This window comes from Amycolatopsis sp. NBC_01488, from assembly GCF_036227105.1.
In the GTDB taxonomy this organism is placed as follows: domain Bacteria; phylum Actinomycetota; class Actinomycetes; order Mycobacteriales; family Pseudonocardiaceae; genus Amycolatopsis.
The window spans coordinates 8170523-8188441 of sequence record NZ_CP109434.1; the positions used below are offsets into that span (position 1 = coordinate 8170523).

Genomic DNA, 17919 nt, shown 5'->3' on the forward strand with positions numbered 1-17919 from the left:
CGGCGCGGTTTCCGCCCGCGCCGTCGGCCGGTCGTTGCCCCGGCGCGACCGGCCGGGTAGCGACGAAGGGCGGTGGCGACCGCGCCCGTGTCCGATGTGGACAGTGTGCGCCGCGGCGCCGTGGACCTCGGCTCCGACACGCTCTCCTACGACGTGTTTTCGCAGGCAGCGCAAGCGGTCCGGACGCATGACCGCTGCGCCGATCGGCGTCTTGTGGCGCGGCCGCCCGGCCGGGACAGTGGGTGCACGACCGGTACTCAGGGGGGAAACCATGACCATCGGACATCGGTTCGGCGCGCTCGCGGCCGCCACGGCGGGACTGCTCGCCACCACCTCGCTCGTCACGGGCACCGCGGCGAACGCGGAAGGAACGGCCTGCTACACCACCGCCCCGGTGCAGCTCGCGGCCGCCGGGGCGTGGTCCTACGCTTTCCGGGTCCAGTGGTGCGCGCACGGGCCGGCGATCCTCGCCATCTCGCTGTCGGCCGACCACCAGGTGCTCGACCCGGCGTGCACCTGGCTGGGCACCGTCGAGCAGTCGGTGACGAAGACGCCGGACGGGGTGTCCCGCGTCGCGTACAACCGGAGCGCGGTCTCCTGCCCGGCCGGCGTCGCGCAGCCGTGGGCGACCGTCACCGTGAGCCCGGAGAACGTCTACACGGTGGACGCCACCGGCATCGACCACTGAAACCTGTTCCTCCGGGCTTCACCACGGCCCAGCCCTTGCGTCACCGCGGCCCAGGGCATAGAACAGTAACGTGTTCTAGTTCGACGCCGTGGAAGGGACCGGGATGGACGAGCAGGCGATGCGGTATCCGAACCACCTCGGGCATCTGGTCGTCTCCGCCCTGAAGCGCCACCGGGACGCGCCGGTGATGGTGCTGGGCGAGACCACGATGACCGGCGGCGCGACGGCCGAGCAGGTCAGCCAGTACGCCCAGGCCTTCGAGGAGCTCGGCGCCGGCACGGGCGCGGCGGTGGCGCTGCTGTCGCTGAACCGCCCCGAGGTCCTGCTGATCATCGCGGCCGGCCAGCTGCAGGGGTCGCGGCGGACGGCGCTGCACCCGCTGGGCTCGCTCGACGACCACGCCTACATCCTCGGCGACGCCGGCATCACCACGCTGATCATCGACCCGGTGCCGATGTTCGTCGAGCGCGCGCTCGGCCTGCTCGACAAGGTGCCGGGGCTGACCCAGGTGCTCACCATCGGGCCGGTGCCCGAGCCGCTCGCCCACGTCGGCACGGACCTCACCGCGACCGCCGCCAAGTTCGAGCCGGGCCCGCTGAAGCCCGCCGTTCTGCCGCCGGACCAGGTCGTCTCGATCACCTACACCGGCGGGACGACCGGCAAGCCCAAGGGCGTCATGGGCACCGCGCAGGCGATGGCGACGATGACGCAGATCCAGCTCGCCGAGTGGGAGTGGCCCGAAGCGCCGAAGTTCCTCATCTGCACGCCGCTTTCCCACGCGGGCGCGGCGTTCTTCGCGCCGACGCTGCTGAAGGGCGGCTCACTGGTCGTCGTGCCGAAGTTCGACCCCGCCGACGTCCTGCGGATCATCGAGGAGGAGCGGATCACGGCGACCATGCTGGTGCCGACGATGCTCTACGCCCTGATGGATCACCCCGACTCGCGCACGCGCGACCTGTCGTCGCTGCAGACGGTGTACTACGGCGCGGCGTCGATCAACCCGGTCCGGCTGCGCGAGGCGATCGACCGGTTCGGCCCGATCTTCGCGCAGTACTACGGCCAGTCCGAGGCGCCGATGGCGATCAGCTACCTCGCCAAGGGCGATCACGACGACGCGCGGCTGTCGTCGTGCGGCCGCCCGTCGGCGTTCCTGCGCACGGCACTGCTCGACACCGACGGCAATCCGGTCGCCCCCGGCGAACCGGGCGAGATCTGCGTGGCGGGCCCGCTGCTGGCGGCCGGCTACTGGAACCTGCCCGAGGTGACGGCGGAGACGTTCCGCGACGGCTGGCTCCACACCGGCGACGTTGCCCGCGAGGACGAGGACGGCTTCTGGTTCATCGTCGACCGGGTGAAGGACATGATCGTCACCGGCGGCTTCAACGTGTTCCCCCGCGAGGTGGAGGACGTGGTGGCCGAGCACCCGGCGATCGCGCAGGTCGGCGTAATCGGCACCCCGGACGAGAAGTGGGGCGAAGCGGTGACGGCCGTGGTGGTGCTGCGGTCCGACGCGGCCTCTGACGACGCCGCGATCGAGAAGCTGACCGGCGAGATCCAGGCGGCGGTGCGCGAGCGGAAGGGCCCGGTGCACGTGCCCAAGCAGGTGATCGTCGCGGCATCCTTGCCGATGACCGGGCTGGGCAAGCCGGACAAGAAGGCATTGCGCGCCCAGTACGAGCCCCGGCGCGCGAGCGTGTAGGGCGTTATCCGGCGGCGACCGCCTTGAGCTTGCCGGGGTTCATCATCCACAGCACCTGGTCGATGCCCTCCGCCGAGGCGGTCACCGTCAGCACCGTGAACACCTCGCCGTCGCGTGACAGCAGCATCGCGTGCGCGCCGTTGACCATCGCCGGGGTCACCGTCACGCCCACCCAGAACCGGTCGTGGAAGGCGCGGAGGTACTTCGCCACGGTCGTCGCGCCGCGCACCGGGATGCGGGAGGCGCGGACCACGCCGCCGCCGTCGGAGTAGCTGATCACGTCGGCCGCGAACAGCTCTTCCAGTGTCGACAAGTCGCCTTCCTGTGCCGCGGTCACGAACGCGGTCAGGAGCCGGCACTGCTCGGGCGGCGCGGCCGGCGTGCGCCGCTCCGCCGCGAGGTGCTTGCGCGCGCGGCTGACCAGCTGACGGGCCGCGGCCTCGCTGGTGCGCACGATCTCGGCGATCTCGCGGTACGGGTAGTCGAACGCCTCGCGCAGCACGTAGGCCGCGCGCTCGGTCGGGCGTCAGCTTCTCCAGCAGGAGCAGCACCGCGAGCTCCAGCGCGGCGGCCCGCTCGGCGCCCAGCGCGGGGTCGGCCGACGTGTCGACGGGCTCCGGGAGCCACGGGCCCACGTACGTCTCGTGCCGCGCGTAGGCCGTCTTGGTCGCGTTGATCGCCAGCCGGGTGGTCGTCGTCGCGAGGTAGGCGGCGGGGGTGCGCACCGCGGCCCGGTCGCTGGCCTGCCAGCGCAGCCACACGTCCTGGAGCAGGTCCTCCGCGTCGGCGGCGCTGCCCAGCATGCGGTAGGCGATGCCGAACAGGCGCGGCCGGACGTCCGCGAAGACGGCGGCCGCGTCCTCCAGGCCGGTGTCCTCCACGCGTGCGCATCCCTTCCGACGGCGGCTCCGGCAGCGTATCCGCCGTCCGTTGTCACGAACGAGAGCGCTGTCTTGTCTTCGCTGGTGCGCACCCGTCCCGGGCCGTCCGGGCGGGCGCCGAGCGGAAGGAACGGGACATGAAGGTCGTCGTCATCGGCGGAACCGGCCTGATCGGCACGAACGTGGTCACGCGGCTGGCCGGGCACGGCCACGAGGCGGTCGCCGCCGCCCCCAGCACCGGCGTGAACACCCTCACCGGCGAAGGGCTGAAGGAGGTGCTGCTGAGCGCGGACGTCGTGATCGACGTGTCGAACTCGCCGTCGTTCGCCGACGACGACGTCATGCACTTCTTCCGCACCTCGACCGGGAACCTCGTCGCGGCGGCGAAGGAAGCGGGCGTCGGGCACTACGTCGCGCTGTCGGTGGTGGGCACGGACCGGCAGCCGGACGTCGGCTACTTCCGCGCCAAGGTCGCGCAGGAGAAGCTGATCACCGAGTCGGGCCTGCCGTTCTCGATCGTGCGGGCGACGCAGTTCTTCGAGTTCGCCGGCGGGATCGCGGACACCTCGACCACCGACGGCGTCGTCCGGCTGCCGGGCGCGGGCGTCCAGCCGATGGCGGCGGCCGAGGTGTCCGCCGCCGTCGCGCGGACCGCGGCCGGGCAGCCGGTCGGCGGCCTCACCGAGATCGCCGGCCCGGAGGTGTTCGGCCTCGACGAGTGGGTGCGCACCGTGCTGACCGCGCGCGAGGACCCGCGCGAAGTCGTCACCGACCCGAAGGCGCCGTACTTCGGCGCGGTGCCGGGGCCGCGGGACCTCCTGCCCGGATCGGGCGCGAAGCTCGCGGAGACGAAGCTCGCCGACTGGCTGGCCCGGTCGTGACCGGAGTACGCTGATACTCAACTTGTTGAGTAGTTGAGGTGAGGCATGACCAGCTTCCGGAAGGCCGTCGAGGCCCGTGACCCCGACGCGATGGCGGCGACGCTGGCGGAGAACGTGGTGTTCCGCAGCCCGGTGGCGTTCCAGCCGTACCCGGGCAAGGCGATCACGGCCGCGATCCTGCGCGGCGTACTGCGGGTGTTCGAGGACTTCCGGTACGTCCGCGAGCTGAGCGGCGGGGAAGGCCGCGACCACGCGCTCGTCTTCGAGGCCCGGATCTTCGACGCGCGCGTCGAAGGCTGCGACTTCCTCCACTTCGACGACGACGGCCTGATCGACGAGTTCACCGTGATGGTCCGCCCGCTGTCGGCCGCGCAGGCGCTATCGGCGGCGATGGCGGCGCAGTTCGAGCAGATCCAACGCGAAGCACTCAACTAGTTCACTATGGCTCTCCGGCACGCGCTGATGGCGGCGCTCCTCGAAGGCGAGGCATCGGGCTACGACCTGGCGAAGGGCTTCGACGCGTCGGTCGCGAACTTCTGGCCGGCGACGCCCCAGCAGCTGTACCGCGAGCTGGACCGGATGGCCGCGGACGGCCTCGCCCGCGCCCGCCTGGTCCACCAGGAGAAGCGGCCGGACAAGCGCCTGTTCTCCCTGACGGAGGCGGGCCACCGGGCCCTCCACGACTTCACCGCGGGCCCGCCCCGCCCGGGCGTGATCCGCGACGAGCTGCTGATCCAGGTCCAGGCGGTCGACACCGGCGACGAAGCGGCGGTCCGCCAGGCGCTGAAGGACCGGATGTCCCGCGCGGAGGCGAAGATCGCCCGCTACGAGCGCCTCCGCGCGACCCTGCTGGACGGCCGCTTCGAGGACGACTACCTCGCCGACGCCGAGCGCGTCGGACCGTACCTAACCCTGATGCGGGGCCTGTCGTTCGAGCGGGAAAACCTCCGCTGGTGCGAACAGTCCCTGAAGATCCTCGAACGCCGGGCCACCGGTCGTGAGTGAGAAACAGGGTTAGAACGCTGTGCGCTGTCTCAGGACATATCGGACAGATATGTCTCAGGACTTCCCGGACAGTTTCTGGTTGGTGAGGCGTTGGTAGCGTACCGAGCGGTCTAGCGTGAGTTGGCGGGCGACCGTGTCGTCGACCATGACGGTGACGCGGTCGCCTTGCCAGTAGACGGTGGCGGCGTGCCCGGCCCAGGTGCGTCCCAGGACGATGGAGCAGCCGGAGAAGGCGATCACGCCGGTGGCGGAGACGGGGCGGGTGGTGACGCCGCTGGGCCGGCGGGGCCCGGTGGCGGGGGTGGCTTTGGGGCGGGCGTCGTAGCGTTGCTGGGGTGTCTGGCCGTCGAGGCTTTGGTGGCGGCGGTTGTTGTACTCCTGTCGGTATTCGTCGAGAAGCTGTTGCAGGGCAGCAAGGTTCTTGGCGGGTGGTCGGGCGGCGAGCCATTTCTGCAAGGTCTGGTGGAGGCGTTCGTTTTTGCCGCAGGTCTGCGGGTGGTGCGGGGTGGAGGCGATGCTGGTGACCCCGAGTTCGGCGAGGTGGCGTTCCAGTTCGACCATCCAGCCGCGGTGGCGGCCGGTGAAGGCGAGCCCGTTGTCGGACAGGAGTTTTACAGGTACGCCGTAGCCGGCGAAGGCGTGTTGTAGCGCGGTCCAGGTGTCGGCGGTGGTTTCGCCGGGGGCGGCGTAGGAGCCGACGTCGAGGCGGGAGTGGTCGTCGAGGATCTGGAGGATGCAGACCTTGGTGCCGTCGGCGAGGTGGTGCTCCATGCCGTCGATCTGCCAGCAGCCGTTGGGGTCGGCGTAGGTGAACCGGCGCCGGGTCCGGGGTTTCTTGCGCGGCTGCGGGACGATCTGGCCGTGGGCGCACAGGATCCGGTGGATCGAGGCCCGCGACGGGACCGGGGTGACCCCGGCGTCCTTCAGCCGCCAGCGGATGGAGATCGGGCCGTTGTCGAGGCCTGCCTCGGCCAGTTCCTTGCGGGCCCGCAGCACCGCCTCGGCCACCGCCGCGCTGAGGGTGCTGGGGCGGTGGTGCGGGGCAGTGCTGCGGCGGGTGAACCCGCTGGCTCCCTCCGTGCGGAACCGGGTTACATACTTGTAGAAGGTGTCCCGGGACACGCCGTGCTCGTGGCAGAACCGCGCCACGTTGATCTTCTCGCCGTGAGCGGCCTGCGCGACCGCGGCGACGAACTCAGGATCCATCGAAAACCCTGTTCTGCCCATCGCCGCATGATCACCACAAAAGCCCTGGTCACCACACCGACAGGCCGATCAGTGTCCGCGATGTCCTGAGACATCAACTGTCGGCGATGTCCTGAGCTGCGGCACAGGGTTAGAACGCTGTTTCTCACTCACGACCGGGGTCAGCTCATGCCGACGATCGCGGCCACCCGTTCGGTGTCGGCGGTCTCGACGAGCAGGTCAGCGGCTCCCGGCCGGCCCGCTTGTACGGCTCTTGTACGGCGGCCGCCGACGATCCGCCGGACATCCCGATGGAGGAAACGTGAAAACCACCCTCAAGGCGGCCGTGGCCACGATCGGCCTGGGCGTCGCGCTGACCGGGCTGGCCGCACCCGCGGCGCAGGCCGCGTCGGCCTACCCCGTCACGACCACAGTGGACGGTCGTACCGTCAAGGACCCGGACGTCGCGGTCGGCGAGCAGCGCATCGCGAACATGTATCCCTCGGGCACGGCGGTGACGCTGGCGTGCCAGGACACCGGCCCGGCCTACGGCGGCAGCAGCATCTGGGACCTGACCACCGACGGCCTGTGGGTGCCCGACGCCTACGTCAAGACCGGCTCGACGTCGATGGTCGCGCCGCAGTGCACGACGCCGCACGCCTTCCCGGCCAAGGCCGACCTCAACGGCCGCGCGCAGAAGGGCGACGCGGCGGACGCGGCGGGCAGCGTCGCGAACAAGTACCTGACCGGCGCTTCGGTGCCGGTGGTCTGCCAGGCCACCGCGTCGGACGAGATCTGGGACTTCACCAGCGACCACCTCTGGGTGCCGGACGCCATGGTCAAGACCGGGACCGACGGCTTCGTCGGCGGCGTCCCGCACTGCGACACCGACGGCCTCGAGCCGGGAGGCTCGGCCAACCCGGCGGACCCGCGGGCCGACAGCGCCATCGCGTTCGCCAAGGCCCGCCTCGGCCACACCGACTGGAACAACCAGTGCGAGCTGTTCGTCGAGCGCGCCTTCGGCACCAGCGCCCGGTTCGCCTCGGCCACCGCGCACTACCAGTGGCAGAAGGCCAACGGCCGCATCCACACCGGTTCCGTCGCCCCGGCCGGCGCGGCGGTGTTCTTCACCAGCACGACCAGCAACGGGCACATCATGCTCGCGCTCGGCGGCGGCGTCGCGATCAGCACCGGCCCGTCGGTGTACCAGACGAGCACGTACGCGCAGCGCTCCGACTACCTCGGCTGGGCGTACGTGCCGTCGAGCTGGTGACCGCGGTCGTCGCGGCGGCGTTCTCGAAATCGATCTGCCACCCGGCGGGCACCAGGGCGCGCTCGAAGCACGTCCGGTGCGCGCCGGGATCGGGTTCGGACTCCATGGCTGTGAGCACAGCACGCCTCCTGGCCCTCACCGGTCTCAATGTGAGACGTCACGGAAAAGATCTTCCCCTCTTCACCACGAAGCTGTTGCCCATTCACCTCGCCTGGTTCCAGCGTGGACCGGGCTTTGATCGGACCACTGGGGGTCTCATGTCATCGCGCCATCGATGGGGCAAAGCCGTCCTCGCGGCGGGCGTCCTCGCGGGCCTGGTGGTCGCTCCGCCGGCCGCCTTCGCCGCGGCCGGGCCGACCGCCCTGCCCGCCTCGCAGTACACCCTGACCGCGAACTACCACCAGTTCGACACCGTCACCACGGCTTTGGTGTCGACGCTGGGCACCGCCGCCGTCCACACGGTCATGGACAACGCGAACCACGACCGCACGGCGTTGCCGTCGTCGTTCTCCGTCGGCGGGCTCTCGACCGGGTTCCAGTTCGACAGCGGCGACAACTCCGACTGCGCGAACTACCCGCAGGGCATCACGACCAGCCGCGACGCGGTCGGCACCGCGAACAGCGGCAACTACGACGGGCACCAGCTCGTCCTGGTCAGCTGGTACACCAAGGACGGCTGCGACGGCGACCAGGCCCGCAGCCGGATCACCCTCGTCGACTGGGACGCCACCTACCCGAACAAGTACCGCAAGGTCCTGCTCGTCGAGCCGACCGGCACGGCGGCGGCGCCCGACTTCAAGGACATCCCGATCCACGCCGGCGGTGTCTCCTGGTACGGCGACTACCTGTACGTCGCCGACACCGGGAAGGGCATGCGGGTCTTCGACATGCGGAAGATCCTGAAGACGGACACCGGCGGCACGGCCGACCAGATCGGGCACCAGAGCGGGACGACGTACTACGCCCACAACTACGCGTACGTCCTGCCGCAGGTCGGCACGATCACGGCGCAGACGACGTCGGGCACGAACCTCGCGTGGTCGTCGATCTCGCTCGACCGGGTGAGCAGCTCGATCGTCATGACGGAGTACACCTGCCAGTCCGGCTGCACGGGGTATCCGAACCGCGCCCCGCGCGCGATCCGCTACCCGTTCACCTCGGGCGTCTTCGCGGCGACGACGACGGCGAGCCAGGCGCTGCAGCTGCCCTGGTACAACCTCAACGGCGTCGCGTCCCACAACGGCCGCTGGTGGTTCAACTCCTCCGGCCAGAAGAAGCTCTACTACTGGACGCCGACCGCCGGGCCGTCGACGTTTTCCTGGGTGGGCAGCGGCGAAAGCCTGTCCTACTGGGAGGACTCGACCAGCGCCGACCTGCTGTGGTCCCTGCAGGAAGGCGCGGGCAACCGCAACGTCTTCGCGGTGACGCAGGCGACGTACGGCGGCGGCTGAGGTAGCGTGGCCGTATCGGACACTTCGGACAGCAGCGCGACCCGAGACGAGGACACCGTCTCGGGTTGCTGCTCGCTGTCCTGCTGATCCTCTTCGCGGCGCCTGTCGTCCAGCCTTCGTCGGCGTCCTTCGACGGTCCGGCTGTGGCCACCGCGCAGTCACCCACCCTTGCCTCCGCTCGGCATGCGGTGCCGCGGGTGCCTGTCGCTTCGATCCCCTGGGCCGTCTTTCCTTCTTCCGCTGGGTTTTCCTCGACTTCGTCGGGGCCTCTCGTCTTTCCGATCTCCGCTTTTTCGGCTGGCGTCCCTACGCCTGTTCGGTCCAGTCGTGCTCCGCCGTCCTTCGTGAGCTGAATCTCTTTCTGCAGCGTCGTTTCCGGCGTCGTGCTCACTGCTGCTCGGAGGACTTTCCCATGCCCACTGTTGTACTGACTCTTCTTGTCGGCGTCGTTGGCGCTGCCGTCGGGCTGCTCGTTGCAATGGTTCGCCGGGATGAGCCGCTGTGGGGCGGCTTGGGGATTTGCCTGCTTGTCGGGCCTGGTTCCTTGCTGGCCTTCGTGCATGTGGGTCTTACCGGGTTCTAGGGGTACATGATCACCTGTTCGGAAAGGTGGTCCTGGTCGTCGGGGCCGGTTCGGGGTCGGCGCGGACGCGGCGCGGGTGTTCGCCGCGGACGGCGCGTCGGTGATGCTGGTGGCCCGCACCGAAGCACCCTTGGCCGAGCTGGCTGCGGAACTTTCGGATTTCGATGTCGCCCACACGACCGGCGATGTCTCGTCGGCGTCCGATGTGGACGCGTTCGTGGCGGCGACGGTCGCGCGGTTCGGCCGGCTCGACGGCGCGTTCAACAACGCGGCGATGGGCGGCGCCGGGCGGCTCGACTCGGTCTCCGAGGCGGACTTCGACCGGCGGGGCGGCCGCGGCCGCCCCACCGAACGTCAGGCCAGGTCGGGGATCAGCTCGCCGATCAGGCGGATGCTCTTCAGCACCTTCTCGTGCGGGATGCCGCCGATCTGCTGCAGGCACATCATCCGGTCGATGCCCAGGTCGGCGTACGCGCGCAGCTTCTTGCGGCACGTCTCGGGGCTGCCGACGATCAGCGAGTCCTGCGCGCTCAGCACTTCGAAGACCTCGTCGTCCGGCACCTGCTCGCCCTGGAGGATCCGGGCGATCAGCAGGTTCGCCTCCGACGGCACGTTCGCCGCCTCGCCGCGCAGGAAGTCGCCCGTGAGGCCGGGCGACTTCACCAGCTCCTCGTTGCGGGCGTTGGCGCGCACGAACTCCGTCGCCGCCTCGAAGAACGTCAACGCCGTCACCGTGTACCAGGCCGCGGCCGCCGCCGCGCCGTTGCGCATCGCTTCCTCGTCGGTGTCCGCGCAGTGGACGAACGTGAAGAATCCGACCTGGTCGTTGACGAACGCCCCGACGGGCGACGTGCACTGCGCGGCCGCCGCGCGGTACAGGCCGACCAGGCGGCCGGCGCGTTCCAGCGACTCCCACATCGTCGTGCCCAGCACGCCGACGCCGCGGCGGCCGGCCTCCTCGAACGACGCCGGGCTCGCCGCCGCCTGCCAGAGCGGCGGGTGCGGCCGCTGCAGCGGCTTCGGCCCGATCCCGGCGCCGTCGACGCGGTAGGCGTCGCTCTCGTAGGAGAAGCGTTCGGACGTCCACATCTTCGGCACCATCTCGAACGCCTGCTGCGTCTGCGCGCGGGCGTCGTCCGGCTCGATGCCGAACAGGCGCCACTCCGGGATCGTCGAGCGGGTCAAGCCGAGCTCCACCCGGCCGCCGCTGAGGTGGTCGAGCGTCGCCGCCCGCTCGGCGACGCGGATCGGGTGGTTGAACTTCCCCGGCGCGAGCACCGCGGAGTGGCCGAGCCGGATCCGGCTGGTGCGCTGCGAAAGCGCCGCCAGCATCAGCTCGGGCGCGGACGACAGGCTGAACTCCCCCGCGCCGTGGTGCTCGACCTGCCACCAGCACCCGTAACCCAGCTCGTCGGCGAGGACGGCCTGGTCGATGGCCTGCCGGAACCGCAGCTGTTCGTGCCCTTCGGGCCAGGGCCGCGGGTTCTGGATCTCGTTGAACAGGTCGATCTTCATCCACGGCCTCCGCGTCGTCGGGGTCACCGAGAAGTCAGTCCCCGAGAGCGAGGACGTCGTTACCGAAGGTCGCCCGGACGGAGCAGCATCGCCTCAGACACCGCCCGCGTCCGCGCGACATGGCCCTCGCCGGCTGAGACGCCGGTCACGTCCGCGTGGCTCACCGCGCCGGGCAGCCGTCGGCCTGCCATCCTGTGCCGCGTCGGGAAAGACAGGCGGACGGAGGCACCCGTGGGCGTCATCAGCTGGATCGTGCTCGGGCTCATCGCGGGGATCATCGCGAAGGCCCTCATGCCGGGCAAGGACCCGGGTGGCTGCATCATCACGATCCTGCTCGGGATCGGCGGCGCGTTCGTCGGCGGCTGGGTCGGCAAGACCCTGTTCCACACCGACCTCGGCACCTTCTTCGACCTCCGCACGTGGGGCCTCGCGGTCCTCGGTGCGCTGATCATCCTGGTGATCTACCGGATGGCCTTCGGCCGCAGCCGCCGCGACTGACGTCCCTGGCCGAGGTGCCCGGCATGCAGGTCGTGGCCTGCTGGCCTTCAGCATTCCCCCGCCCGGAGGCGATCAGCCATGACGATCCCGTTCTCCACTTCCACCGCCTCGACCGGGAAAGGACCGTTGCTGACCGTCCGCGGCGAGCTCGACGTGGCCACCGCGTCGCAGCTCCGCACCCGGATCGGGGAGCTGACGCTGACCGCCGGGCAGCTGCTGGTCGTGGACCTGGAAGCGGTGACCTTCTGCGACTCCAGCGGGATTTCCGCGCTCATCGCGGCGCGGAACGTGGCCGAGGCGGCGGAGGCGAAGGTCGCGCTCGTGGCCGTGCCCGCCCGGCTCTCGCGGACCTTCGCGCTGACCGGGCTGGCGGACTTCTTCCCGACCTTCCCGACAGCCGAGGACGCCGTGGCCGCCCACGGCTGAAAGCTCTCCCGGCGCGTCAGAGGCAGGGCGGCCGGTAGCCGTCGACGCGCAGGCCGCGGAACTCGAGCGTGTTGGGTGTCTTGCCGACGAAGACCAGGCCGCGGGCCTCGGTGAGCGCCGAAGCGAACGAGTACGCAGGCGTGCCGAGTTCGGGCAGCGAAGTCCAAGCGCGGGGCTCGAAGCTGAAGAACTTCGTGACGACCTTCCCGCGCGTCGACGGCACCAGCGTGAGCCACTTGTCGCCGCCGCTCCAGTGCGAGGCCGGGCGCAGCTGGACGTAGAGGTCGTCGGTCGCGCGGTAGGTCAGCCAGAACCCGGCCGAGTGCGAGAGATCGGCCTGGGCCTCGAACCGGTTGCCGAGCCAGACGACGACCACGTGCCACTCGGCGTCGAGGAACGTCACCTTCGCCGCGTACCGGTGACCTTCGGGGACGAGCAGGCTCCCGGTGGGCGGGACGGTGCTGCCCTCACCGCCGGCGAGCCACTGCTGCAGCCGGTCGATCGACGGCGTCGCGCACTCGCAGGCAGGCCGCGGCGACGCGTTCGCGGGTGGGCTGACCAGGGAAAACACGAGGAAGGTTGCGAAGATCGCGAGCGTCCGGGCAAAGGCGAGGCGCATGCGGGGAAGCTACCAGAAGCGGTGTGCTCCGCGTCACGGAATGCGCGTCGATCTTGGGCGCTACAGAGGGGTAGGAACCGTTCGAATCCCCAGGGAGGGCCATGTCCGCCACCACCACGCCGCAGGAAGCGTCCACCACCCCGGTGGTGCCCGCGCTCGACGATTTCGACTTCGAGCTCACCGACGGCGCGGCCTGCCGCATCGACGACCCGGACTGCGAAGCCTGCCAGTGAGCCCCTGGCCCCGGTGCGCTCCGTACCGGGGCCGGGCCTTCGCGGCGACGCGCGATTCCGCGGCGTCCTCGACGCCGGGAAACGAATTCCGGGCACGAAACGGCCGCAGCCGGAAACGCTCCGGCTGCGGTCGCAGGCCAGTTCGCCCCTTAGTTGTAACCCATTTCGTCGGGGGACACGCCGTTGTAGCCCATTTCGCCGGGCGAAGCGGTGTTGTAGCCCATTTCGCCGGGACTGACCGGCACCGGGGCCACGCTCTGGCCACCGGCGACGCTCGCCGCGGAAGTGCCGAGGATACCCATCGCGACGATGTTCAACACGGCCGCGGCACCGATCACGACCGTCTGGTGAACCCGCATCATTCCTCCGGGTTGGTCACTCGTACGTGACTGACTTTTCGGGCTTGGCGGACGATGGCAGAGCCGGGGGAACCGTTGGCCAATGGCCGGTGAATGGCCAGCCAACGGCAGACGGCGGAATCACGCCGAAACGGCGAATGCGAACACCGACCCAATTCGATGTTTCCGGCGCGGGACGCGCGGGTGACCGAACCGCTGGTCGGTCAACTCTCGTACATCTCTTGTTCAACTCTTGTTTTCCTTCTATTATCTCGGTATGCGACCGCTCACGGACAGTGCCGAGCTGCTGGTCGGCCGGGACGGTGAGCTGTCCCGGCTGGCGGGCTGGGTCCGTGACGTCGCCGACGGCCGCGGCAGCGCCGTGCTCGTGGACGGCGAGCCGGGGATCGGCAAGTCCGCGCTGGTCCGGGCCGCGTGCGTGACCGCTCTCGGTGCGGGCTGCCAGGTGTACTGGGGCGCCGGCGACGAGCTCGGCCAGGCCCTGCCCCTGCTGCCCCTGCTCGACGCGCTGCGGATCTCCGCGGCCGCACCGGATCCCCGGCGCGCGGCCATCGCCGGGATGCTGCGCGGGGAGGCCACCGCGGCCAAGAGCGCCGACCTCGCCGTCGCGGCCGCCGAGCAGCTGCTGGCCCTGGTGGAGGAGCTCTGCCACGCCGGACCGGCGGTGCTGGTCGTCGACGAGCTGCAGTGGGCCGACCGGACGACGGTGGCGGTGTGGAGCCGCCTGGCGCGGTCGGTGCGGCAGCTGCCGCTGCTCCTGATCGGCGTCATGCGCCCGATCCCCCGCCGCGACGACCTGCGGGTGCTGCGCCGGATCATCGAGCCCGCCGTACGGCTGCGGGTGGGCAGGCTGCCCGACGCGGCGGTGCTCGACCTCGTGGCGACGCTGGCGGGCGGCAAGCCGGGCGACCGACTGGCGGAGCTCGCCGACGGCGCGGCCGGGAACCCGCTGTACCTCACCGAACTGCTCGGCGCGCTGACCCGCGGTGCCTGCCTGGCCGTCGACGAGGCGGGCATCGCCGAGCTGACCGGCGGCCCCGCGCCGGACTCCCTGCCGGAGGCCATCGCGGACCGCCTGGGCTTCCTGTCCGAGGCGGCGCGGACCGTGCTCCGGGCGGCGGCGCTGCTCGGCGTCGGCTTCTCGGTCGCGGATCTCGTGACCGTGACGAGCTCCCCGCTGGCCGGCCTGCTGCCCGCGCTCGACGAGGCGCGGGCCGCGGGCGTGCTGGCCGAGGCGGGCGACGACCTGGCGTTCCGGCACCCGCTGATCCGCAAGGCCCTCTACGACGAGCTGCCGGCGTCCGTCCGCGTGGCCTGGCACCGCACCGCCGCGGAGGCACTGGCCGAGGCTGGCGCGCCGGTCGAACGGGTGGCCCGGCAGCTGCTGCCCACGCTGTCCACAAAGGACAGTCCGGAGCGGGTGCCGTCCTGGGTGGTGCACTGGCTGCTCGACGCCGCCGCGCCGCTGACCGGTCAGGCGCCGGCGGTCGCGGTCACGCTGCTGCGCCGCGCGGTGCGGGACGCGCCGTCCGGCGACGCCGCGAAGGGCGTGCTCGCCGGCCGGCTGGCCGACGCGCTGTACCGCGTCGGCGATTTCGCCGAAGCCGAGCGGGTCGCCTGCCGGGCCCTGCCGCGGGCCACCGACCCCGGCCTGCTCGTCGACCTGCACACGACGGCCACGCAGTGCCGCGCGATGACCGGCCGGTCCGCCGAGTCGCTCGCCGCGCTGGCGGAGGCGGTGGCCACGCCGGGCCTGCACGCCCGGCACCGCGCCCGGCTGCTGGTGCTCACCGCGCGCACGCACCGGGACCTCGGCGAGGTCGACACGGCCGCCCGCGTCGCCACGGCGGCGCTGGCCGAAGCCGGCGAAGACCGCTGGGCCACCGGGTGGGCGCTGCACGTGCTGAGCCTCGTCGCGATGATGCGGGGCGAGTGGACCGAGGCGCTGCCGCGGTTCGACCGCGCGATGGCCATCGCACAGGGCGATCCCGCGCTGCTCGACCTCGCGCTGCTGCTGCGCATCAACCAGGCCGTCACGCTGGGCGCGCTCGACCGCTACCCGGAGGCGCTCACCGCCGCGGGCCGGGCCCGCGAACTGGCCGACCGCACGGGCAGCGTGGTGCGGCTGACCCAGACCCAGAGCGCGCTCGGGCAGCTGCTGCTGGGCAGTGGCCGGTGGGACGACGCGCTGGCCGAGGTCGACGTCGTGCCCGACGACCTCAAGGACCCGAGCGTGGCCTGCTGCGACCACGGCGTCGCGGCGATCATCCACTTCCACCGCGGCGAGGCCTCGGCGGCGCGCCGGCACCTCGACGTCGCGGCGCCGTACTCGGAGCGCATCGGCGGCCGGGTGGTCGAGTCGCTGGCGCGGGCCCGCGGTCTCGCCCTCGAGCTGGCCGGCGCGCCGGACCGGGCACTGGCCGCGCTGACCGCGGGCCTGACCGGCGAAGACGAAGGCGAAGACCTGCTCGGCGACGCCGCCCGCCTGGCCGTGGACATCGGCGACGCGGCGACCGCGGCCGAAATCCGGTCCCGGGCCGCGGCGCTCGCCGCGGCGTCACCCGTCCCGCACCGCAGCGCGCTGGCTTTGTACTGCGACGGCCTGGTCTCCCGCGACGCGGCGACGCTGCTGCGCGCGGCCGACGGCTACCTCGACGCGGGCCGCCCGCTCCCCCGCGCCCGGGCCCTGGAGGCGGCCGCGATCGCGTTCGCCGAAGCGGACGACCGCGGCTCGGCGAGGGCGGCGTTCACCCGCGCGCTGGACCAGTACACGGACCTGGGCGCGCAGTGGGACGTGGCCAGACTGCGCGCGCGGTTCCGGGTGTTCGGGATCCGGCGCGGCCCGACGGCGAAGCACCGCCAGGCCACGCACGGCTGGGACAGCCTGACCCCGACCGAAGGCAAGATCGCCGCGCTGGTCGTCGAAGGCCTGTCGAACCCCCAGATCGCGGCCCGGCTGTACCTGTCCCCGCGCACGGTCGGCACGCACGTGTCGCACATCCTGACCAAGCTCGGGGTGCACTCGCGCATCGACATCGCCCGGGAGGCGAGCCGCCACCTCGAGTCGGGCTAGCGGTTTCCGGAGTGCCGGATCCGGCTCCACACCGGGACGGCGTACCACCACAACGCGAACCACCCCGTCGCGCCGCCGGTGAACCACGCCGCGACCGACGCACCCAGCGTGACGCTGAGGATCAGCAGCAGCGCCGAGCTGATCGAGAGCATCAACAGGGTCAGGCCGAACAACGCGAACCGGCTGGACGCCTGCACGAGCTGCCGCTTGAGCCGTCGCTGGAAGACCAGGCGGTGGAAGGCGGCTGGGGCGATCAGCAACGCCGTCGCGGCGGCACCGAGCACCAGCGAGCTGACGTAGACGCGCCGTTCGAAGTCGGTCAGCGTCGCGAACCGCGGGGTGAAGGCGACGGTCAGCAGGAATGCGAGCAGCAACTGCACCCCGGTCTGTGCCACCCGCACCTCCTGCAGGATCTCCGCGTAGTTGCGGTCCAGTCGCTGCGTGGGGGTTTCCCGCCGGGCCGCGAAGTTCCACTCGTCGTGGGCATCCGGCGGCTCGAGCGGGTGCGGGTGGTCCGGGCAGGTCGGTTCGATCCCGTTCGCGTTCATGCTTCCCACGGTGCCGGGCGAAGTGGATCGAGACATCGGTCGGCCGACGGATCCCGGAAGCGTTCGTCACTCCCGGTAGCCGGCCCAGGCGACCTGGACGAAGCTGCGGACCAGCGGGCTGTGGCCGGTCTTCGGCCACGCGACGACGAGGTCGCTCGGCGGCCGGTCCGCGAGCGGGACGACGGTCAGGCCGGCCGGCCGGGGCTGGTCGACCGGGGCGAGCGCCGTGGTTCCGTTCCACAGCACGGCCTGCAGGCATTCCTGGACGGTCCGCAGCACCGGCGCGGCGTCCTCCGGCGCGCCGGCGGTCCAGTAGGCGGTCCACCCGGGATCGGTCCCGTCGGGCAGCCGCACCCACCGGCGTCCGGCCAGCTCGGCCACCCGCACCGAATCGCGGCGGGCGAGCGGGTCGTCGTCGCGCACCACCACCCCGACCGGCACCGAACGCAGCACCTGCGTGCCGATTCCCTTGCTGTCGAACGGAGTTCGCGTCAGCGCGACGTCGACCAGGCCGGCGCGCAGGCCGGCCGTCGGGTCGCCGAGATCGGCTTCGTGGACCCGGACGCCGACGTGCGGGTGACGCTCCCGGAAGAGCGGGACCAGCCGGCCGGCGACGTGCTCGGCGGCGTCGGCCAGGGTGCCGACCGTCAGGGTCGCCGCGCCGGCCGCGGCGGTCACCCGGCCGCGGATCCGGTCGGCCTGCTTCAGCAGCGCGTCCGCTTCGCCGTAGAGCGCGGTGCCGGCGGGCGTGAGCGTGACGCCCTTGGGGGTGCGCTCGAACAAGGCGGCGCCGAGCTCGTCCTCCAGCTGCCGGATGGCCCGGCTGAGCGGCGGCTGCGTCATGTGCAGGCGGCTCGCGGCCCGGCCGACGTGCCGCTCGTCGGCCACCGCGACGAAGTACCGGAGCGCGCGCAGGTCCACCGCGACACGATACCCGTGCGGTATCGGGTGGACGCAGCCGGACTTGGACGCGGCCCGCCCCGGCGGAGAACGATCTCCGGT

The 17919-nt window shown here is 71.6% G+C and carries 18 protein-coding genes and 2 pseudogenes; 12 read left to right on the forward strand and 8 right to left on the reverse strand.

Annotation, left to right across the window (positions count from 1 at the left end):
• The first annotated feature begins 271 nt into the window (after nucleotides 1-271).
• Both OG738_RS38360 and fadD8 read left to right on the forward strand, forming a co-directional pair.
• On the forward strand, nucleotides 272-688 hold the full coding sequence (locus OG738_RS38360; protein ID WP_329048405.1) for a hypothetical protein: 417 nt from the start codon (nucleotides 272-274) through the stop codon (nucleotides 686-688).
• Nucleotides 689-791: 103 nt separating this feature from the next.
• Nucleotides 792-2387, forward strand: coding sequence for a fatty-acid--CoA ligase FadD8 (fadD8, locus tag OG738_RS38365; RefSeq protein ID WP_329048406.1), 1596 nt, complete (start codon nucleotides 792-794; stop codon nucleotides 2385-2387).
• 4 nt (nucleotides 2388-2391) lie between these two features.
• Here fadD8 and OG738_RS38370 read toward each other — a convergent pair whose 3' ends face one another.
• Together OG738_RS38370 and OG738_RS38375 are read right to left on the reverse strand one after the other, a co-directional pair.
• On the reverse strand, nucleotides 2392-2889 hold the full coding sequence (locus OG738_RS38370) for a sigma factor-like helix-turn-helix DNA-binding protein (protein WP_329048407.1): 498 nt from the start codon (nucleotides 2887-2889) through the stop codon (nucleotides 2392-2394).
• Between the two features lie 223 nt (nucleotides 2890-3112).
• Nucleotides 3113-3190, reverse strand: a pseudogene (locus tag OG738_RS38375) (hypothetical protein); the annotation flags it as partial.
• Between the two features lie 215 nt (nucleotides 3191-3405).
• On the opposite strand from OG738_RS38375, the gene OG738_RS38380 reads away from it, so the two are divergent.
• From OG738_RS38380 to OG738_RS38390, 3 genes are read left to right on the forward strand one after another with little or no spacing between them, the layout of a single operon-like run.
• On the forward strand, nucleotides 3406-4149 hold the full coding sequence (locus OG738_RS38380) for an SDR family oxidoreductase (protein ID WP_329048409.1): 744 nt from the start codon (nucleotides 3406-3408) through the stop codon (nucleotides 4147-4149).
• Nucleotides 4150-4194: 45 nt separating this feature from the next.
• Entirely contained in the window at nucleotides 4195-4584 is a 390-nt protein-coding gene (locus tag OG738_RS38385; RefSeq protein ID WP_329048411.1) for a nuclear transport factor 2 family protein, read from the forward strand.
• A gap of 6 nt (nucleotides 4585-4590) precedes the next feature.
• The gene (locus OG738_RS38390) at nucleotides 4591-5154 is read left to right on the forward strand and encodes a PadR family transcriptional regulator (protein ID WP_329048413.1); all 564 of its coding nucleotides are present in this window, start codon (nucleotides 4591-4593) and stop codon (nucleotides 5152-5154) included.
• A 54-nt stretch (nucleotides 5155-5208) separates the two neighbouring features.
• Here OG738_RS38390 and OG738_RS38395 read toward each other — a convergent pair whose 3' ends face one another.
• On the reverse strand, nucleotides 5209-6360 hold the full coding sequence (locus OG738_RS38395; RefSeq protein ID WP_329045404.1) for an IS481 family transposase: 1152 nt from the start codon (nucleotides 6358-6360) through the stop codon (nucleotides 5209-5211).
• Between the two features lie 301 nt (nucleotides 6361-6661).
• On the opposite strand from OG738_RS38395, the gene OG738_RS38400 reads away from it, so the two are divergent.
• From OG738_RS38400 to OG738_RS38410, 3 genes and pseudogenes are all read left to right on the forward strand, one after another.
• Nucleotides 6662-7612: a hypothetical protein gene (locus OG738_RS38400; protein ID WP_329048415.1), complete on the forward strand. Its 951-nt coding sequence runs from the start codon at nucleotides 6662-6664 to the stop codon at nucleotides 7610-7612.
• 257 nt (nucleotides 7613-7869) lie between these two features.
• Nucleotides 7870-9063, forward strand: coding sequence for a hypothetical protein (locus tag OG738_RS38405; RefSeq protein WP_329048416.1), 1194 nt, complete (start codon nucleotides 7870-7872; stop codon nucleotides 9061-9063).
• A gap of 686 nt (nucleotides 9064-9749) precedes the next feature.
• Nucleotides 9750-9911, forward strand: a pseudogene (locus OG738_RS38410) (short-chain dehydrogenase); the annotation flags it as partial.
• A gap of 89 nt (nucleotides 9912-10000) precedes the next feature.
• On the opposite strand, the gene OG738_RS38415 reads toward OG738_RS38410, so the two are convergent.
• Nucleotides 10001-11161, reverse strand: coding sequence for an LLM class flavin-dependent oxidoreductase (locus OG738_RS38415; protein ID WP_329048418.1), 1161 nt, complete (start codon nucleotides 11159-11161; stop codon nucleotides 10001-10003).
• A 231-nt stretch (nucleotides 11162-11392) separates the two neighbouring features.
• Between OG738_RS38415 and OG738_RS38420 the strand changes: the two genes are divergently transcribed.
• Nucleotides 11393-11659, forward strand: coding sequence for a GlsB/YeaQ/YmgE family stress response membrane protein (locus OG738_RS38420; protein ID WP_329048419.1), 267 nt, complete (start codon nucleotides 11393-11395; stop codon nucleotides 11657-11659).
• 78 nt (nucleotides 11660-11737) lie between these two features.
• Entirely contained in the window at nucleotides 11738-12085 is a 348-nt protein-coding gene (locus OG738_RS38425) for an STAS domain-containing protein (RefSeq protein WP_329048421.1), read from the forward strand.
• Nucleotides 12086-12101: 16 nt separating this feature from the next.
• Here the strand turns inward: OG738_RS38425 and OG738_RS38430 are convergent, their stop codons facing one another.
• Nucleotides 12102-12704, reverse strand: coding sequence for a hypothetical protein (locus OG738_RS38430; protein WP_329048423.1), 603 nt, complete (start codon nucleotides 12702-12704; stop codon nucleotides 12102-12104).
• Nucleotides 12705-12805: 101 nt separating this feature from the next.
• Between OG738_RS38430 and OG738_RS38435 the strand changes: the two genes are divergently transcribed.
• Nucleotides 12806-12937: a hypothetical protein gene (locus tag OG738_RS38435; protein WP_329048424.1), complete on the forward strand. Its 132-nt coding sequence runs from the start codon at nucleotides 12806-12808 to the stop codon at nucleotides 12935-12937.
• A 149-nt stretch (nucleotides 12938-13086) separates the two neighbouring features.
• Here the strand turns inward: OG738_RS38435 and OG738_RS38440 are convergent, their stop codons facing one another.
• The gene (locus OG738_RS38440) at nucleotides 13087-13296 is read right to left on the reverse strand and encodes a hypothetical protein (RefSeq protein ID WP_329048426.1); all 210 of its coding nucleotides are present in this window, start codon (nucleotides 13294-13296) and stop codon (nucleotides 13087-13089) included.
• 256 nt (nucleotides 13297-13552) lie between these two features.
• Here OG738_RS38440 and OG738_RS38445 point away from each other — a divergent pair, with 256 nt between their 5' ends.
• Nucleotides 13553-16369 carry a helix-turn-helix transcriptional regulator gene (locus OG738_RS38445; RefSeq protein WP_329048427.1) on the forward strand — a complete coding sequence of 939 codons (2817 nt, stop codon included), beginning with the start codon at nucleotides 13553-13555 and terminating at the stop codon, nucleotides 16367-16369.
• Here the strand turns inward: OG738_RS38445 and OG738_RS38450 are convergent.
• Complete coding sequence (locus OG738_RS38450; protein WP_329048428.1) at nucleotides 16366-16917, reverse strand: DUF6328 family protein; 552 nt, start codon at nucleotides 16915-16917, stop codon at nucleotides 16366-16368. The two genes, OG738_RS38445 and OG738_RS38450, sit on opposite strands and share 4 nt — an antisense overlap.
• 66 nt (nucleotides 16918-16983) lie before the next feature.
• Nucleotides 16984-17838 carry a LysR family transcriptional regulator gene (locus tag OG738_RS38455; RefSeq protein WP_329048429.1) on the reverse strand — a complete coding sequence of 285 codons (855 nt, stop codon included), beginning with the start codon at nucleotides 17836-17838 and terminating at the stop codon, nucleotides 16984-16986.
• Between the last annotated feature and the right edge of the window lie 81 nt (nucleotides 17839-17919).

Bases quoted from the DNA above. Each gene is read 5' to 3' on its own strand.
- OG738_RS38360 (WP_329048405.1), top strand. From the start codon at position 272: ATGACCATCGGACATCGGTTCGGCGCGCTCGCGGCCGCCACGGCGGGA.
- fadD8 (WP_329048406.1), top strand. From the start codon at position 792: ATGGACGAGCAGGCGATGCGGTATCCGAACCACCTCGGGCATCTGGTC.
- OG738_RS38440 (WP_329048426.1), bottom strand. From the start codon at position 13,296: ATGCGGGTTCACCAGACGGTCGTGATCGGTGCCGCGGCCGTGTTGAAC.
- OG738_RS38445 (WP_329048427.1), top strand. From the start codon at position 13,553: ATGCGACCGCTCACGGACAGTGCCGAGCTGCTGGTCGGCCGGGACGGT.
- OG738_RS38395 (WP_329045404.1), bottom strand. From the start codon at position 6,360: ATGGATCCTGAGTTCGTCGCCGCGGTCGCGCAGGCCGCTCACGGCGAG.
- OG738_RS38430 (WP_329048423.1), bottom strand. From the start codon at position 12,704: ATGCGCCTCGCCTTTGCCCGGACGCTCGCGATCTTCGCAACCTTCCTC.
- OG738_RS38390 (WP_329048413.1), top strand. From the start codon at position 4,591: ATGGCTCTCCGGCACGCGCTGATGGCGGCGCTCCTCGAAGGCGAGGCA.
- OG738_RS38380 (WP_329048409.1), top strand. From the start codon at position 3,406: ATGAAGGTCGTCGTCATCGGCGGAACCGGCCTGATCGGCACGAACGTG.
- OG738_RS38435 (WP_329048424.1), top strand. From the start codon at position 12,806: ATGTCCGCCACCACCACGCCGCAGGAAGCGTCCACCACCCCGGTGGTG.
- OG738_RS38450 (WP_329048428.1), bottom strand. From the start codon at position 16,917: ATGAACGCGAACGGGATCGAACCGACCTGCCCGGACCACCCGCACCCG.
- OG738_RS38385 (WP_329048411.1), top strand. From the start codon at position 4,195: ATGACCAGCTTCCGGAAGGCCGTCGAGGCCCGTGACCCCGACGCGATG.
- OG738_RS38405 (WP_329048416.1), top strand. From the start codon at position 7,870: ATGTCATCGCGCCATCGATGGGGCAAAGCCGTCCTCGCGGCGGGCGTC.
- OG738_RS38425 (WP_329048421.1), top strand. From the start codon at position 11,738: ATGACGATCCCGTTCTCCACTTCCACCGCCTCGACCGGGAAAGGACCG.
- OG738_RS38415 (WP_329048418.1), bottom strand. From the start codon at position 11,161: ATGAAGATCGACCTGTTCAACGAGATCCAGAACCCGCGGCCCTGGCCC.